At 37.1% G+C, this 17,361-nt stretch carries 11 protein-coding genes; 8 read left to right on the top strand and 3 right to left on the bottom strand.

Annotated elements, in window-relative coordinates; translation table 11 throughout:
- Positions 1-21 precede the first annotated feature (21 nt).
- Positions 22-2,085: an elongation factor G gene (gene fusA / locus VIO64_RS20305; RefSeq protein ID WP_331921569.1), complete on the bottom strand. Its 2,064-nt coding sequence runs from the start codon at positions 2,083-2,085 to the stop codon at positions 22-24.
- Between the two features lie 519 nt (positions 2,086-2,604).
- On the opposite strand from fusA, the gene VIO64_RS20300 reads away from it, so the two are divergent.
- From VIO64_RS20300 to VIO64_RS20275, 6 genes are all read left to right on the top strand, one after another.
- Positions 2,605-4,101, top strand: a complete 1,497-nt coding sequence (locus VIO64_RS20300) for an extracellular solute-binding protein (RefSeq protein WP_331921568.1) — start codon at positions 2,605-2,607, stop codon at positions 4,099-4,101.
- Between the two features lie 83 nt (positions 4,102-4,184).
- The gene (locus tag VIO64_RS20295; RefSeq protein ID WP_331921567.1) at positions 4,185-5,660 is read left to right on the top strand and encodes an ABC transporter substrate-binding protein; all 1,476 of its coding nucleotides are present in this window, start codon (positions 4,185-4,187) and stop codon (positions 5,658-5,660) included.
- Between the two features lie 255 nt (positions 5,661-5,915).
- Positions 5,916-7,202 (top strand): copper amine oxidase N-terminal domain-containing protein, encoded by a 1,287-nt coding sequence (locus VIO64_RS20290; protein ID WP_331921566.1) that lies wholly within the window; start codon positions 5,916-5,918, stop codon positions 7,200-7,202.
- A 180-nt stretch (positions 7,203-7,382) separates the two neighbouring features.
- A complete protein-coding gene (locus VIO64_RS20285) occupies positions 7,383-8,225 on the top strand; it encodes a DUF4097 family beta strand repeat-containing protein (protein WP_331921565.1) in 843 nt (280 codons plus the stop codon).
- A gap of 335 nt (positions 8,226-8,560) precedes the next feature.
- Entirely contained in the window at positions 8,561-10,438 is a 1,878-nt protein-coding gene (locus VIO64_RS20280; RefSeq protein ID WP_331921564.1) for an APC family permease, read from the top strand.
- Between the two features lie 101 nt (positions 10,439-10,539).
- Entirely contained in the window at positions 10,540-11,052 is a 513-nt protein-coding gene (locus VIO64_RS20275) for a metallophosphoesterase family protein (RefSeq protein WP_331921563.1), read from the top strand.
- Here the strand turns inward: VIO64_RS20275 and VIO64_RS20270 are convergent.
- Entirely contained in the window at positions 11,049-11,888 is an 840-nt protein-coding gene (locus VIO64_RS20270) for a 2-dehydropantoate 2-reductase (RefSeq protein ID WP_331921606.1), read from the bottom strand. The two genes, VIO64_RS20275 and VIO64_RS20270, sit on opposite strands and share 4 nt — an antisense overlap.
- A 332-nt stretch (positions 11,889-12,220) precedes the next feature.
- Here VIO64_RS20270 and VIO64_RS20265 point away from each other — a divergent pair, with 332 nt between their 5' ends.
- The gene (locus VIO64_RS20265; RefSeq protein ID WP_331921562.1) at positions 12,221-12,502 is read left to right on the top strand and encodes a hypothetical protein; all 282 of its coding nucleotides are present in this window, start codon (positions 12,221-12,223) and stop codon (positions 12,500-12,502) included.
- A gap of 193 nt (positions 12,503-12,695) precedes the next feature.
- Positions 12,696-14,927, top strand: a complete 2,232-nt coding sequence (locus tag VIO64_RS20260) for a glycoside hydrolase family 9 protein (RefSeq protein WP_331921561.1) — start codon at positions 12,696-12,698, stop codon at positions 14,925-14,927.
- Positions 14,928-15,011: 84 nt separating this feature from the next.
- On the opposite strand, the gene VIO64_RS20255 is transcribed toward VIO64_RS20260, so the two are convergent.
- Positions 15,012-17,168 carry a substrate-binding domain-containing protein gene (locus VIO64_RS20255; protein WP_331921560.1) on the bottom strand — a complete coding sequence of 719 codons (2,157 nt, stop codon included), beginning with the start codon at positions 17,166-17,168 and terminating at the stop codon, positions 15,012-15,014.
- Positions 17,169-17,361 lie beyond the last annotated feature (193 nt).

Genomic DNA, 17,361 nt, shown 5'->3' with positions numbered 1-17,361 from the left:
CCGCATTGGCTACCCATTTTTCTAACCTAAAACACAGTCTTGGATGTTATTTGGAACTTCTGCAAAGTGACTTATTTGCATGCTGAAAGTTCCGCGGCCCTGAGTTTTGGAGCGAAGAGGTGTGGAGAACTCAAACATTTCTGATAGAGGGACATTTGCCATGATCATTTGATAGCCGGATCTTGCTTCCATTCCTTCTATTCTGCCCCTCCTCATATTGATTTCTCCAATCCCGTCACCGGTATATTCTTCCGGCACAGATACATCAACTTTCATGATGGGTTCTAAAAGTACAGGACTTGCTTTATGACATGCTTCTTTAAATGCCATTGAAGCGGCAGTTCTAAAAGCTATTTCTGAGGAATCCTCATCATGGTATGACCCGTCAATGAGGGTAACTTTTATATCGACTACACTATATCCTCCTAATACACCGTAATTCAAAGCATCTCGAACGCCAGACTCTATAGGCCCTATGAATTCCTTTGGGATAGCTCCGCCTGTAATTTTGGAAACGAACTCAAAACCGCTTCCGCGTGCTAAGGGCTCAACCTCTAACACACAGTGAGCATATTGACCGCTTCCGCCGGTTTGTTTTACCAGTTTACCTTCTGCTTTAGCTTTCTTGCGAATGGTTTCCCTGTAAGCCACCTTGGGTTTGCCAACATTGGCTGTAACGTTAAAATCAGTCTTCATGCGGTCTATAATGATCTCCAAGTGAAGTTCTCCCATTCCTTCAATTATGGTTTGACCGGTTTCTTTATCGGTATGTACCCGGAACGTAGGATCTTCTTCCGATAGTTTTTGCAATGCAATGCTCATTTTGCTTTGTTCTGCTTTTGTCTTAGGCTCAACAGCAACTGAGATCACCGGCTCGGGAAATATCATAGATTCAAGAATTACTACATTATCTTCCGAACATAGGGTGTCTCCAGTAGTTGTATCTTTTAGTCCGACTGCAGCCGCGATATCGCCTGCATAAGCCATCTCAATGTCTTCGCGGTGATTAGCATGCATTTGTAAGATCCGACCTATCCTTTCTCTTTTACCTTTTGAAGAATTATACACATAGGAACCGGCTTTTAATGTTCCAGAGTATACTCTGAAAAAGCAAAGCTTACCTATGTAAGTATCTGATATAATCTTAAATGCCAGAGCTGAGAAAGGTCCCTGATCATCGGCGGATCTTTCAATACCAGTCTCGCCATCCATTGATATACCTTTTATAGGACCAACATCTAGTGGTGATGGAAGATAATCAATCACCGCATCTAAAAGCTGCTGAATGCCTTTGTTTCTGTAAGCTGATCCGCAAAGCACCGGTGTTATGATTGCAGCAATAGTAGCTTTCCTAAGGGCCTCTTTAATCTCATCAATCGATAACATATCTCCTGAAAGATACTTTACCATAAGCTCTTCATTTTGTTCTGCAGCTGTTTCCAGTAAAACAATGCGATACTCATCTACAAGGTTCATCATATCTTCAGGTATTGAGCCTTCCTCTAAGATTTTACCCGATTCGTCCTTGTAAAAGTAGGCCTTTAATGTAATAAGGTCCACAATACCGCAGAAGGAATCTTCATTGCCAATAGGAAGCTGAAGAGGTACGGCATTTGTTTTTAACCTATTCTTCATCATGGCAACACAGTTGTAGAAATCTGCTCCTATGATATCCATTTTGTTTACAAATGCAAGCCGTGGTACGCCATAGTTGTCGGCCTGCCGCCACACGGTTTCTGATTGGGGCTCCACTCCGCCTTTAGCACAGAATAATGCAACTGAGCCATCTAAAACGCGAAGCGATCTTTCCACTTCAACTGTAAAATCTACATGACCTGGGGTATCAATGATATTAATTCTATGTCCTTTCCACTCTGCCGTAGTGGCCGCAGATGTAATTGTAATACCTCTGTCCTGCTCCTGTGGTAAATAATCCATCGCTGCACTTCCGTCATGAACCTCGCCCAAACGATGAAGCTTGCCTGAGTAGAACAAAATCCTTTCTGTTGTAGTGGTTTTACCAGCATCAATATGAGCCATAATACCAATGTTTCTAGTGTTTTCCAAACTAAATTGTCTTTTCATAATAATCTCTCCTTTGATAATAAAATTAACTTTTCCTGAACAGCAAAAAAGCGGTTAAGTCATGAACTAAATGACTTAACCGCCTATATTGCATTTTTATGTTTTATGTGTGTGTTTGATCAGCTAAAGCCGTATCTGACATTGCATAAAAGATAAGGTTTTTGTGGCAATAGGGAATTAAGCCAATGCATATCGATATTGATGCTTGGAAAAAATAATAGCTTTTTATTGTTATAAAAACATAGCATGCATGGCCTTTGCATTGGTTTAATCCTCCCTTCAAACAATCATGTTTTAAGAATAAAATAATATACTTGTTGGCTCATACTAGTATAATAGGCAACAACACGTTTTTTAACATACAAATTTTAGAATACCATATATTTTTTGATGCGTCAAGAAAAAATGTTAGGTAATGATAACTTACTTTATTTTCAAAATTAGAAATACATGATAGTATATATATGATCCTTATTAATACAGGGCTTATTTGTTGTTACAGCAGGACGGGAGGTATATATGAAAAGAATAACTAAAGTGATCATAGCAGTACTATTTATTATTCTTACATTGGCAACTGCCATAAGTGTTGTTTTATGTTATAAAACTCAGTCGATAAAAAAAGACAATATGGAAATTTATCTGGATAAACAGAAAAAAGAATTTATTGATAAATCCGGAGCCAAACTGCCTTCTGTAGAATTGGACGGAAAGACATATGTGCCTTTAGAAGCAGCAGCGGATTTAGCAAATTTTGAAGTTAAGTGGGATAAGAATCAGCAAGCAATTATGTTAGCTGATAAATCCAGTTATAAATACCGTAATGAAGCTATAAAAGGCAAGATTTCTGTGAGGCATTTCAATAGGGATGCGGCGGTAAAGATGTTGCAGCATTTCAAAGAAGCTTATCCAAACATTGAAGTTATACTTAATTATCCCAGGGATGAAATTTATGAAAATAAAACTGAGTCACTAATAACATCAGGAGAAAACGCTCCTGACGTTATCGCTGTTGAATCGTTATTTGCCAAAAGATTTATTGAAATGCCTGGTGCTTTTTTAGACATAGGAGATATAGCAAAGGCCTATAGAGGTAATATGATACCCTATACCGTACAAATCGGGACAGACCAAAATGGTGTTTTAAGGGCATTATCAGATACTGCGGCACCAGGTGCTATTGCATTCAAAAAGGGTGTTGCAAAAAAATATCTTGGAACTGATGACCATGAAAAAGTAAAAGTTATGTTTTCAACACCTGAAAACATGCTGAAAACGGCAAGGCTGCTGAAGGAAAAAAGTGGAGGAAATGTTTCTTTATTTGCTGGGTTTGAAGATTTGTTGAGAATGTATATTTTCGGGCGAAGTCAGGCATGGGTTGTTAACAATAGACTAACCATTGACAAAGTCATGCTGGAGTATATTGATGTTGCAAAAACTTTTAGAGATAATAAATACGAATCAGGTATTGATCAGTGGTCTTCAGAATGGAGTGCTGCAATCGCGGATGACGAAAAGATATTTGCATTAATATGCCCTACCTGGGGAATACCGTGGATTTTAGGCAGTAATGATAAAAAAGCTGAAGAAGGCGGAAGATGGGGACTGGTTAATCCTACATTCCCTTTCTTTTGGGGAGGCACATGGTATGGAATATACAGTAAATCTCCCAATAAGGATGCTGCATGGGAATTTGTAAAATTTTTTACTGCTCACAAGGATATGATGAAGGCTTGGGCTAACGAAAATCAGGAATTGCCTAATAATTTGGGAGTTATTAGTCAAGGGTCACCGAATGTGAATAAAATTGTGAGCACCAATGTATTTGAGTTTTTTGAACCCCTGGTAAAAGACATAAAAGGGGATACTATAACCCGATATGATGAGGCTATTTACAAGGAGTTCGTAGAAGCAATGAAATTGTACCTGGATGGTAGTATAAAAAGCAAGGAAGATATGGTCGGGGTATTTAAAAATAATGTGAAATTGAAGCTTAAAGATATAGAAGTTCAATAGTTTTGAATAAAGATACCGAACTGTAAAGTTATATATCAGCTCGGCATCTATGAAGTCCGAATTAATACGACAGGGAGATATATATGAGAAGAATAACAAAAGTGTCTTTGCTTGCTTACCTTATTTTCCTTACTGCTTTATCAATATTTAGTATTATAAGGCTTTATGGCAACATGAAAGATACAGAGGTTTTTAAATATAGTAATATTAAAATATATTTGGATAATAAGAAGGAAAATGTGATAAAAAATCCTGACGAATCGTATATGTCGCCTGTGATGATAGGGGGTGAACCCTATTTGCCCCTTGAATCTGCGGCTAGGTTAACCGGATTTGGAGTGGTATTGGATGACAATACCATAAATTTTTCATCGAAAAAGATAGGCTTTGATTTTGCACATTTTAATGAGGATGAGGCACATAGAATGCTGGATAAGTTTAAAGAAGTCTATCCTAAAGTAAATGTGAATTTAAAACTAGTGCCAAATGCAAACGGAGAGTACCAGAATTATCTTGCTGCTGCTTTAAAGTCCGGAACCCATGTTGCTGACGTATTTGCTGTGGATTCTTCATTTGCAAAACGATTTATAGAATTGCCGGATGCTTTCGCGGATTTGACAGATAAGGCAAAGGGATATACAGATAAAATGATACCTTATACCATACAAGTGGGAACGGATAAAAAGGGAATCCTTAGAGCACTATCAGATACTGCAGCACCAGGTGTGATCATCTACAAAAAAAGTATATCTCAAAAATATCTTGGAACTGATGACCCGCTGAAGATAGAAGAAATGTTTTCAACACCTGAAAAAATATTGCAAACAGCCGAAATTTTAAAACAGAAAAGCAATGGAAAGGTATGCTTATTTTCTAGCTTTGAAGAGCTCATGTTAATGTATATGGGTGAACGTCGCAAGGGCTGGGTGACAGATAATAAACTCGTTATTGATGAAAAGGTACAGGATTTTATCGGTTTTGCAAAAATGCTAAGAGCAATTAGATATGAAGCGGGCATCGAGCCGCTTTCATCAGATTGGTATTCAGCAATTTACAGCAATGATAGTGTTATGGCATGGGTATGTCCTTTTGGGCAAATTTCAAATATAGTGGGCTATACCGATATAAAGTCAGGTCAAAAATGGGGAGTAATAAGACCCGCATATCCTTTCTATGACGGGGGAACCTGGTATGGAATATACAGCAAATCTCAAAATAAAGAGATTGCATGGGAATTTATAAAATATTTCACAACCGGTAAGGTCTTAATGAGGAATTGGGCTAATGAATATAATTCTTTTCCCAATAACATGGAGATCATTTCAGAGGGTGCTAAGGAGAATGATAAGTTTTTAGGCATAAATAGATTTAAGCTCTTTGAGCCCATTGTTAAAGAGATAGACGGGAAAAATGCAACCGCATATGACCATGACATTGAAAGTGAGTTTGTTAAAGCGTTAAGGTTGTATCTAGACGGCAAGTTTGCCAGTAAAGAGGAAATGATTAGTTCGTTTAAAAAGAACGTTAAATTACGCTTTGATGACTTGGTAGTGCAATAAGAATGATATATTACAATACCAAAGTGGTGTTGTAATCCAGTTAAGGTACCCGATACCATAGGAAAACGACATAAGAAATGGTCCTTGAATTGACATGAAAAGCCTGGTATATTTATTATATAAGAAAAATCATCTCATTACAGCAACTCTTAATAAATTCCTAAATTAATATCAATTTTGTATAAAAACTTAATTTTTTAATTCTCTAATTTTAAACCTTCTAGTTTATTTTATGCCCAAAAATAAAGAGCCTTTATGAAAAAAGTTATTATGATTGTTTTAATTCTTTTAATAATTATTAATCCTGCTTATAATATTCCTGCATATGGTGTACTTGTAGAGGAGAAGCCAACAGATAAAAATTCCTTATTACAAAACACAGATGCTACTGGTCCACTAGTAAAAACCCATCTTCAAAATCAAAACAACAATGCTATTAGTATTGAATCAAATACATCTCCTCTTCAGACATTTTGGGTAAGTAACGATTGTTTTTTAAGAAAAGTTGAAGTAGAAATATACTGGAAACATGAAGCTAAAAGTACAAGTACCGGCGATTTGATTCTTGATATAGTTGAGGTCGGTTCATCCAAGTTTAAGGTGATTTCATCAAAGGTTAAAAGTAAAAATGACATTCCCAAGAATCGAAGCATGGATGGAAAATATCAAATTACTTCTTTCCAATTTGACCCAGGTGTTCCTTTTAAAGCTGATACGACTCATGGAATAAGGTTTAGAAGTCCCGATTGTGAACCAATCGATCCAATGGAAACCGGTTATGAGTGGAGTTTTTTTGGATATAGCTCGCCTTTAGGAGATAAGTACGAAAATGGTGAACTTTTATCAAATTTTGACGGAGAGAACTATGAGGAAGTGCATGGTGATGGGGTTTTTTCCATTTACGTGAGTAAAGGTATAAGTGTTTTAAATACAGGTAAACCTTATATGACAGTTAATGGGGTAAAGAAAGATATAGAGAATGGTAAGCATGTATCACCTGTTATTAAAGATGGAAGAACATTAATTCCAATTAAAGCACTTATTGAGCAACTAGGTGGAAGTGTTACATGGAGCGGTTCGGAAAAGAAAATATCAATCAATTTAAACTCAAAGCTTATCGAGCTATGGATAAATAGTAATACTGTAAGCATTAATGGGGTTAAGAAAAAAAGTGATTCTTCACCCAGTATAATAAATAGCAGAACTTTTGTACCTCTAAGACTGATAGCTGAAAGCCTTGGATGCAAAGTTAACTGGAATCCTAAAGAAAAAAATATTACGTTGGAATATGGAAACTTGGATGATATAACTATAAATCCTGTTCCTGCTCCAACACCTACGATAAATAGTAAAAAAGTTAATGTCAATTTTAACGATTTATATAACACGAATGATTTCAGACTAAACTGGTATGAAGAAGACCGACCTGTTCCGGCTGAAGTAGGTTATAATATTGACTGGCTTAAATCAAGGGGATTACGACTTACATGCTATCCTAATGTTAGTACAAGGATGACATATTTAGCAGTACCTATGGAATGACATGGAATATTGTAGGTTTTGGTGATTCTGGTATTTCCGGTGAAAAGATGTGGTCATTTAATTTTATAGAATCATCAGTAAAGTCTGCAGAGATAGTCATATTTTTTTATTCAGACAATTTCCGGTACTTAACGTAAGTTGAACTGTAAAGAATTAAACTTATGGAAAAAGGGAGGATATATGAAGAAAACTATAATAATTTTAACTTTAATAACAGTATTCACTGTTGTGTTGGTAGGATGTGGGGCTGGTGTAGGCTTTGGCGGTGAGGTTCAGAGGATAGAAAAGGCAGGCGAGGAATCAATGGAGCTGGCGGTGCCTTCTTCCCTAGACAGTTTAAATGTAACAAATGTTACAGGAAACATTAGTATATATAAAACCAACGTGCAGAAAATAAAGGTAAAGTTGCTGAAAAAAGCAGCAGGATTTGAAGTAAATGATGTTGAAAGGGTTTTAAAGCAGGCTAAAATCGGTTCGCAGGTCAGTAATGGAAAGATTGACATAAGTGTTGTTACTGATGCTGGTAAGGGAGATTTTTGGGATTGGAAATCCAATAATTATAGCAGAATAACAGCTAGTATGGAACTTTTAATTGAGATACCAAGGGATTTAAAAAAATACACTGTAAATAACGTTACCGGAGATGTTTATTTAGAAGGCTTAAGCGGGTCGATACAAGTGGAAGAAACCACAGGGAATATCTCGTTGGCAAATTCCACCCTTATGGCGGATAACTCTATAAGGCTTATAACAGGCGATATTGATATTGATGCCCAACTAGACAATATGGAAAGCTTGAATGTTGAAAATACAACAGGTAATGTATCTATGAAAATACCTTCAAACTCTAAAATAAGTTTGGACGCTAGAGTAACTACTGGTATTATCGGAGGAAATTTTGACGGCATGGATCCTGAAAAACAGGGGACTGGTGGAGTGAGCGTATCAAAAGAATTAAATGGGGGAGGAAAAAAAGTTTCTATGCATACAGTTACGGGGTGCGTCTATTTGAACAAAAAGTAGCCTGATATATTATTTGTCTATTTGAATAAAACAGAAGTTTATGTAGATACTTAGAAAGGAAATATATTATAAAATAGACAATACCACTGTACAATGAAGAGAAACATGGAGAGATTCTGTAAAATTATTATCTGCTGTACGATACACAGATATATTGGGGAAATTTAAACAATATTAAACCAAAATAGCCCCAATTCAGATAAATTGGAAATAACTTTTTTATTAAATTAGTTATATAATTATCTAATAATGTTTAGTTTTGCTAAACTACGCAAGTAAGGCTTTACTCGTGTAGTTGTTTTTATTTAGACTTATTCTTCGAGGAGAACTATTTTATGTTTAAAGGTTTAAAAAGAGTATTAATAGGTCGACCACTTAAAAACGAAGCACTTCATGGTGAGAAATTCGGTATTTTATGGGGACTTCCAATTCTCTCAAGCGATGCAATTTCATCAGTTGCATATGCCGGTCAGGAAATTCTGATTGTCTTACTTCCGGCGATTGGTATGCTTGCGTTTAAGCAATTAACATTTATTTCAGCAGCAATTATTATGCTTTTAGGGATTCTGACACTATCATACCGCCAGACAATTGACAGCTATCCTAACGGCGGAGGAGCGTTTATTGTAGCTAAAGAAAACATTGGTGAAACTGCTGGTATTATAGCGGGATCTGCTCTTAGTATCGGTTACATCCTTACTGTTGCTGTTAGTATAGCCTCAGGAGTTGATCAGGTCGTTTCAGCTTTTAAAGTATTAGAGCCATATAGAGTATATTTATGTTTACTGATCATATTGCTTATGACCATAGGAAACTTGCGGGGAATAAAAGAATCTGCAGCTATGTTCAGTCTGCCAACGTATTTCTTTATTCTTTCTATACTTATTATGTTATGTGTAGGTGTCTTTAAGATAATGAACGGCTATAAGCCTAATCCTATACATATAACCAAAGATACTTTGCAGCCACTTACTTTGTTTTTGATACTGACAGCATTTACAAACGGTTGTGCTGCCCTTACCGGTGTAGAAGCAGTAAGTAATGCGGTTCCCAATTTTAAAGAGCCGTCTGCAAAAAATGCCAAAACCGTATTGGTACTTCTCTCAACCCTTGTTTTAATAGTGTTTGGAGGAACCTCTATAATAGCAAACTTTTATCCTACAGATCCTAAAAATGGTGCCATGCTCGTACAAATCGCAGGCATGGTTTTTGGAGTAAATACGCCTTTTTATTTTATCATTACGGCTTTATCTTTTGTAATCCTTGTACTGGCAGCCAATACAGCCTACTTTGGGTTCCCTAATCTTATCTCTGTAATGGCAAAAGAAGGTTATGTACCAAGGCAGCTTAGCATGAGGGGTGACCGCCTCAGCTATTCAAACGGGATACTCGTTCTTTCTGCTATATCGGCTTTATTGATTGCTGTATTTAAGGCGAATGTTACGTCACTTATAGGCCTATATGCTATTGGTGTATTTATATCCTTTACCCTATCTCAGAGTGGCATGTTTTTAAAATGGGTGAAGGGAAAAAGTCAAAGCTGGATGGTAAAAGCAACAATAAATGGCTTTGGGGCATTTGTAACACTTACAATAGTTGTTGTTATAGCGATAACAAAATTTAAGCAAGGTACATGGATTGTTGTAATTGTTATACCAATTCTCATTTTCCTGATGAATAAAGTTAAAAAACATTATGTTGCAGTATCAAAGCAGCTCAGAATCAAGCCGGAAGAGCTGCCCGAAATTGGTATAGAAAGTGATGTTTATAAAAACCGTGTTATTGTGCCTATTGAAAGTATAAACAAGACAAGTATAAGAGCTCTAAGATATGCTAAGACCATTTCAGATGATGTAATTGCTTTTAGCGTGCAAATAGACGAAGAAAGTGCAGAGAAGCTAAGGCAGAGATTTGGCATGCTTAATACCCAAATACCTCTTATTATAAAGTACTCGCCTTTTAGAAAGGTGGTAGAGCCTTTGCTAAGATTTATTGAATCCACTGAGTATGACTATCATAGAGGAGACATGATTACTGTAATATTGCCCCAGTTTTCTGTTAAATCGTGGTGGCATAATGTACTTCATAATCAGACGAGATTGTTTCTTGAAAGAGAGCTTTTAAAGCATAAGCATATTGTTATATCCGTTATGCCTCTTCAGCTTAAAGATGATGATTATGTTTTGTCACAGCCAAAGTATAAAGACAGATAGAAATGATCAAAGTGTGCATGGGTCAAAATAAATTGAATATTGTATAAACTAAATGAAAAGTGCACAAACTTTTGCAGTGAAGGATTTACGGAGGTGAGATATTGAAAATAGGTGTAATATCTGATACTCATATTCCAAGGGCAGCAAAGGCAATACCTCAAGAGGTGTTTGAAGTATTTTCAGGTGCACAGCTGATAATACATGCAGGGGATATTGTGGAGGAAGCTGCAATCAAGCAGCTTGAAGATATTGCACCTGTGATTGCAGTGCATGGAAATCGGGACCCGGAATCTTTGAAGCGTTCATTGCCTGGGAGCAGGATATTAGAATTAAAAGGATTCAGAATTGGAGTTTTGCATGGAGATGGGGAAAAGGGTACTACTCTTTCGAGATTACCTGATTTTTTTAAAGACCAAAACCTTGATTGTATAATATTCGGTCACAGCCATATTCCGTTTAACCAAACAATAAACAACACTTTATATTTTAATCCAGGCTCCCCGACTTCGAAAAAAAGACAGAAATACCCCTCTGTGGGTATAATCATATTAAACGAAGTGATTCATGCAAGCATTGAGTATTTACAGAATAGAAAACTATCCACGATATTTTAAAAGAAGCTCTCCATTGTTTTGATAAGGTTGAATATCATCTTGTTGTAGGGAACTTCTACAGAAAGCTTAGCTCCCAAACTTACTATGCTCCCCGTAAGGGTATCTATCTCAGTCTTGCTTTTTCTCTCAATATCCTGCAGTGTAGATGATCTGTGGTTATATGTCGGTGGAATGAGCTGTTTATAAAAAACCTCTTTATACTCCTTAGAATCATTCCAATAAGTTTGATATCCACCTGCTTTTATGACACTAAAGATCTCGTCAATTATCGTATTCATAATATCGACGCAAGATTCACTTTCGGTTAAACGTCCGTAGTTTACCCCAAGTATGGCACCTAGTGGATTCAAAGTACAGTTGTACAGCATTTTTGCCCACAATGCTTTTTCAATTTCATTCGTTACAGAACATGGAATTCCACCCTCATTAATTGCCTCAGCTAGTACTGCGACTGCATCTGAGGGCTGATTGTGAAGGTTTCCAATAAGTACGGGGGATGCATGGACCGTTACTTCACTTGTATGCCTCTCGGGCCGGGTAAATCCGGTAATAACCCTGGCATTAAAAACCTTATCAGTACCGAAATACTTAAGAAAAGGCTCATCATTGCCCCAACCGTTCTGAAAAATGACAATCTTTCCGCTATCACTTAAAATACTCCTGTTGTTGTAAATATCTGTTGCTATAATTTCATTGAACATGGCCTTTGTACAAACAAGTATATAATCATAGCTGTCTATTTGGATATCATCCAAATTTTCAAAAACGTTAAACTTTTCAGGTGATATGGAAATTTCCTTGAATAAGCCCGTTCTTTTTATTCCGTTTTGGCTTATTGCAGATTTTGTATCTCCAGATGCTTTTATGTCTACCTTTCAACCTGTATCAATTAGGGCTGCTCCAATTCCTATTCCAACAGCACCGCTTCCATATATTAAGGCTCTCATTATTAACATCTCTCCTATTGGACTCTAACCAAGTCTTACTATCATTAAGTAGAAATTTATCACCATACACATTAAAAGTCAACCACTGTTGGATTTAATAATTTGCATTTCATAGTTAGTAAAACATAATTTACAAAAAAACAAAGTGCTTGATATGATTTACGCAAGTGGTATTTTATTATTATAACTTATTATTGGAGATTATTGAGGGAGGTTGGATTATGAGAATTATTATTAGAAGGTTTATGAGTGTGCTGTTAATGCTTTGTTTTATTAGTTCTCCTGTTGCAACATTTGCACTGGAAAGTGCTGATGCTAATGTTCTGCCTGAGGTCAAAATTGTTTCACCAAATCGTGGATCTACTATTTCGGTAGGATACGAAATGGGAATTAACAATCCGTATGGTACAAACAGTGGTGCACCTATAGATATAAAGGTGGAATTGCAATATCCCAAAATTTCGGTGCTTCAGTGCAAACAATCCAGAAGGGCTAGTAACTAATTTGTTGAAGGGTGAGCAGTGCTGCTTGACTTGATTGACTAAAATAATGATTATAATTAAAACGCTTTGCGGCTCTGTCCTGCATGTTTTTACCTGTACAGATTTGAAATATCATTATATAATGAAAATAATAGACAATTGTTCTTTATTAATTTATATAGATATATTAAATTTTAAGGAGGATTATGTGATCATGAAGAAAGGAAAATGGAAAGTACCTGGTAAAAAACTTTCCCGTGCCATCATTACAATACTTGTGACTTCTTTGCTTTTACCTTCAGCTGTTGTTAGCCCAAAAACCCATGCAGCTTCTACACCGCGTACGGGTGGGGCATATTACAACTATGGGGAAGCTATGCAAAAAGCTATTCTTTTCTACAAAGCCAACCGTCTTGGCGATTTACCGGATGACTATATTTTGCCATATCGTACAGATGCGGCAATGACAGACGGGAAAGATGTAGGGCTTGATCTTACGGGAGGTTGGGCAGATGCCGGCGACGGGATCAAATTCACTCATACCATATCCTATGCTGCGGGACAGCTGGGATGGAATGTATATGAGTACCGCAAGGCATTTGAAAAGTCTGGCCAATTGGATGATATTCTTGACGAAATAAAATGGGGCACTGATTTTCTATTAAAAGCACATCCAAAGCCCGATGAATTGTACTATATGTGTGGTTATAACGATTCCGACCACGGTTGTTGGGTTCCTCACGAGCTGCTTGACGTAATGACCAAAAGAACCTCATTTGTGCTTAATCCTTCAACACCGGGTTCTGATATAGCAGGTATAACTGCGGGTGCTTTAGCTATTGCATCACTTATATTTGAGGAAACAGACCCTGAATATGCAGCAAAATGTTTGAAGCACGCTAAAGAAATATTTGCTTTCGGTGATAAATATAGAGGCAAAAATCCCCTCAATGTTTTGTATCCATCAGGAGGATATTTGGATGATCTTGCATGGGGGGCAATATGGCTGAACATTAAGACCGGGGATGCTTCTTACCTTGAAAAGGCAAAGGCGTTTCTTCCGACCACCTCATTAGGCGGTGGGCATACGCATTGCTGGGATGATGTCAGCTACGGTGCGGCAATGAAGATAGCTCAGGTTACCAATGATGCGGAGTATGTTAAGGCGGTTGAGAAAAACCTTGACTGGTGGATGCCTGGCGGAGGCCTTACATATTCACCGGGTGGATTGGCTTGGTTGTCGCCATGGGGCTCATTACGTTATGCTACTACAGCAGCATTTTTAGCATTTGTGTGGGCAGACAATAAAACTGTTGGAACAGCTTCCAAAAAAGAGACTTACCGTAAATTTGGAGAAAGCCAAATCAACTATGCCCTTGGAGATAATCCACGTAAGGGAAGCTATGAAGTTGGGTTTGGTGAAAACGCTCCTGTCCATCCCCATCACAGGACTGCTCATGGTTCCTGGGCAAGTATGCTTGATGTGCCTGGATTCCATCGCCATATCCTTTATGGTGCGTTGGTAGGAGGGCCTAACTCAGATGACAGTTGGAAAGATGATATTACCGACTACAGGTTAAATGAAGTAGCCATTGATTACAACGCAGGTTTTGTGGGTGCATTGGCCAAAATGTATGATATGTATGGTGGCGAACCGCTTGAAAATTGGCCGCAGCCTGAAGACTTCAGAGCTAAGGAAGATAATCTGACTGAATACTTCTGTAGGGGCTGGATAATTTACGAAGGCTTCGGATCGATGAATGTCATGTTCCAGGTAAACAATCGTTCAGCATGGCCTCCTACAATTAAGGATAAGCTGTCTGTTCGTTATTATATGGATCTTTCAGAGTTATTTGAGGCCGGTAAAGGCCTGGATGATGTGCAGATAACCCTTGGGCAAAGCCAGGGAGCTAAGCTTATAGGTCTTAAGCAGTATAAGGACAACATTTACTATTTTACCGTTGATTTTTCCGGAACGATGATAATGCCCGCTGAATGGGAGATGTGTGAAAAAGATGCAACTGTAACAATCAAATATAAAGATATGAACATTGGCTCAAACAAAAACGACTGGTCATATCAGAACCTCAGCGGTCCGCCGGACTATGATGCGGTGTCTTTTAAGGGTATGACACCATACATACCGGTTTATGATGACGGCAAACTTCTTTGGGGCGAAGAGCCAGGCGGCGTAAAACCTTCTCCGACTCCTACAAAGGGGCCTTCCGGTACACCTACGCCAACAAAGACATCCAATACCACAATTGTTGAAGATGTTAATGGGGACAGGGCGGTAAATATGGCAGATGTAATCCTTTTAGCAAAAAGCTTTAATTCAACATTAGGGGATACCAAGTACGATGCAAAATGTGATATCAATAAAGATAATGCGATAAATATGAGCGACGTTATAAAGATTGCTGTGAGATTTAATTATACATATTAAACATTGAATCATAACAACTCCAAAATAAAGGGGTGCCGTAACGGCACTCCTTTATTCATGTCTAGGAAATCATTCCATGGGTTTTTATATCAGATCGTTGACATTATGTTTATCTACTACGTCGGTTCTTGTCCAAATTATTTCGCTTTCAGGCTTAATGCCGGCAACAAGGTAATTGTAGAGATAGATTACGGGATCATGTCCCTGACCAAATGGATCTTGGCCAATAGCAGCATATATTATATCTTCCTTAATGTATTCAAAGACCTCTTGGTTAAAATCGAAGCATACAATTCTTGTTTTCCCAATCAGATTTAGTTCCTTTATAGCTTTTGCTGCACCTGATATTCCGCCTCCGGTTGTGAAAATTCCATCTACGTTTTGGTTTTGCTCTAAATAGTTTTTAACTGCTTTATACATCACTTCGTAATTGTCTGAAGCTTCAATTTCGGCAACCAGTTTGATTTGTTTTTTACTTTTTAGACGTTCCTTTATCTTCTCGGTTCGTGATTTATGTACCGATACAGAAAGAGCACCTCTGAAGATAGCCACATTTCCCTTTCCACTAAGAGCCTTAATCATAAAGTCTGCAGCCAAGATTCCTGCTTCATTTATATTTGGTCCGAAATACGCTGTTTTTTTGGAAGGCACAGATAGATCACAGTTAAAAATCATTACCGGTATATTTTTTTGGGATGCTTTATCTATTAGGGGAACAAGATCTTCAGAGAAACCGGGTGCAACAATTCCATCGCAGTCCTTATCTAAGTACTCGGCAAAAGCCTTTACTATTTTTTCCGGTGAATTCTGAGTGAATCCGGTGTATTCTATGATTGTATTTTTTAAGAGCAATTCTTTTTCTGCATACATCACGCCCTGCTTTACACCAACCCAGAATTCATGGTCCAATGGACTAATAAAAGCAATTTTAAGGGGCTTTGTGCTTACTGCGTCTACTGGAGTAACAGCAGTCTGAAAACGCTTAACAAGCTTTTCAATCCCAAATAGCATATTCTTTAATGTTGAGATATTTTCATTGATTATTTCCGTTCCTGCTAATTCTTCCTGAGTTACTGCTGCAACTTCCTGAGTTTCTGAAGAAATCTTATTGGATGAATTGAAAAGGTCCTGCCCCTTTTCTCTGACCTCATGTGTGCTATTGGATATAACACTTGCTTCGGAATAAACTTTTTTTGTATCAGTACTCAAAATATCAGCATTATTTTTGATTTTATAAAAGGATTCCTTGATGGAGGAAAACAATTCCTTGCTTACATCATAGCTTTCAATACAACTTGCGATACTGCTTCTTACATTGTTGCTGCTGTCTGAAACATTATTTAAGAGGGTATTGATTTTGGTAATACTTTTTTTAGTTTCATCCGACAACTTATTCATTTGGTCAGCAACAACGGAAAAGCCTTTACCGCTTGCACCCGCTCTTGCAGATTCAATGGATGCATTAAATGCAAGCATTTTCAACTGATCGGTTATGTTTATTATTAATGCTCCAAGCTGATAAATTTCTTTTAATTCCTGGTTCAAATGATCGATAAAACCTGATGTGCTGCTGAGATTGTCTGTGATAACATTCATTTGCTGATTGTAATCATCCAGGTTCTTATTTCCAACATTGGTGGAGTCTACGACAGAATTAACAAAATTCTCTATACTGGCTATACTGGATTCAATTGAGTGCACTCTTTCATCCACATTATAAATACTATCTAAAGTATCCTTTACAGTTTTCAGCTGTTCATGAGCCTTTGCCGCTACATTACCCATGCTTGAAGCGATTTGCTCATTGCCTTTATAGCTTGCTTCAATACTTTTAGATACCTTGTCGATTGCATCAGAAATTGTTACGATATTGGTTTTGGTTAATTCTGTAAAACTTAACAGATTAGCCTTCATATCATTAAATGCTATGCATAATGTTTCAAGGCCCTTTGCTTTATTCAATAGAATATCACTGGTATTCAGTTGCCCTTTGGATAATAGATGAGCTTTATCGTTTATCAAATCAATTCCTTTAAAGAACTTTAACAGAAAAACCAGTAGAGATGCTCCTATGGTTAATGCTAGCAGACCGGAAGCCATCTGAATTTTTTTATATATTCCCTGATCAGAAATCCATAAACCGGATGTTAAAAAAAACAGCAAAATGAGAACCATTGAAATTGCCAAAGTAATAATTATAGTCCTAGTTGGATTTTTAGTCTTAATTTTTGATTCTGACATTAGTACATGCACCCCTTTTTTTATTATGTACATTACCCCTATGCTCCACTTTCTTTTGCCCAGTATATAAAAGTGGCTTATAAAAACACAAAATTATAGTTTAATATTATCTAATATATATTTTCGGTAATAGTATAAGAAAAGCTTATATCAATTTTAAAAATAACTCTTAAAATATGTTTTTGGGTAAAAA

It is taken from the genome of Pseudobacteroides sp., assembly GCF_036567765.1.
Taxonomy (GTDB): Bacteria; Bacillota; Clostridia; order Acetivibrionales; family DSM-2933; genus Pseudobacteroides.
This window is presented reverse-complemented; position numbering and strand designations above follow the sequence as displayed.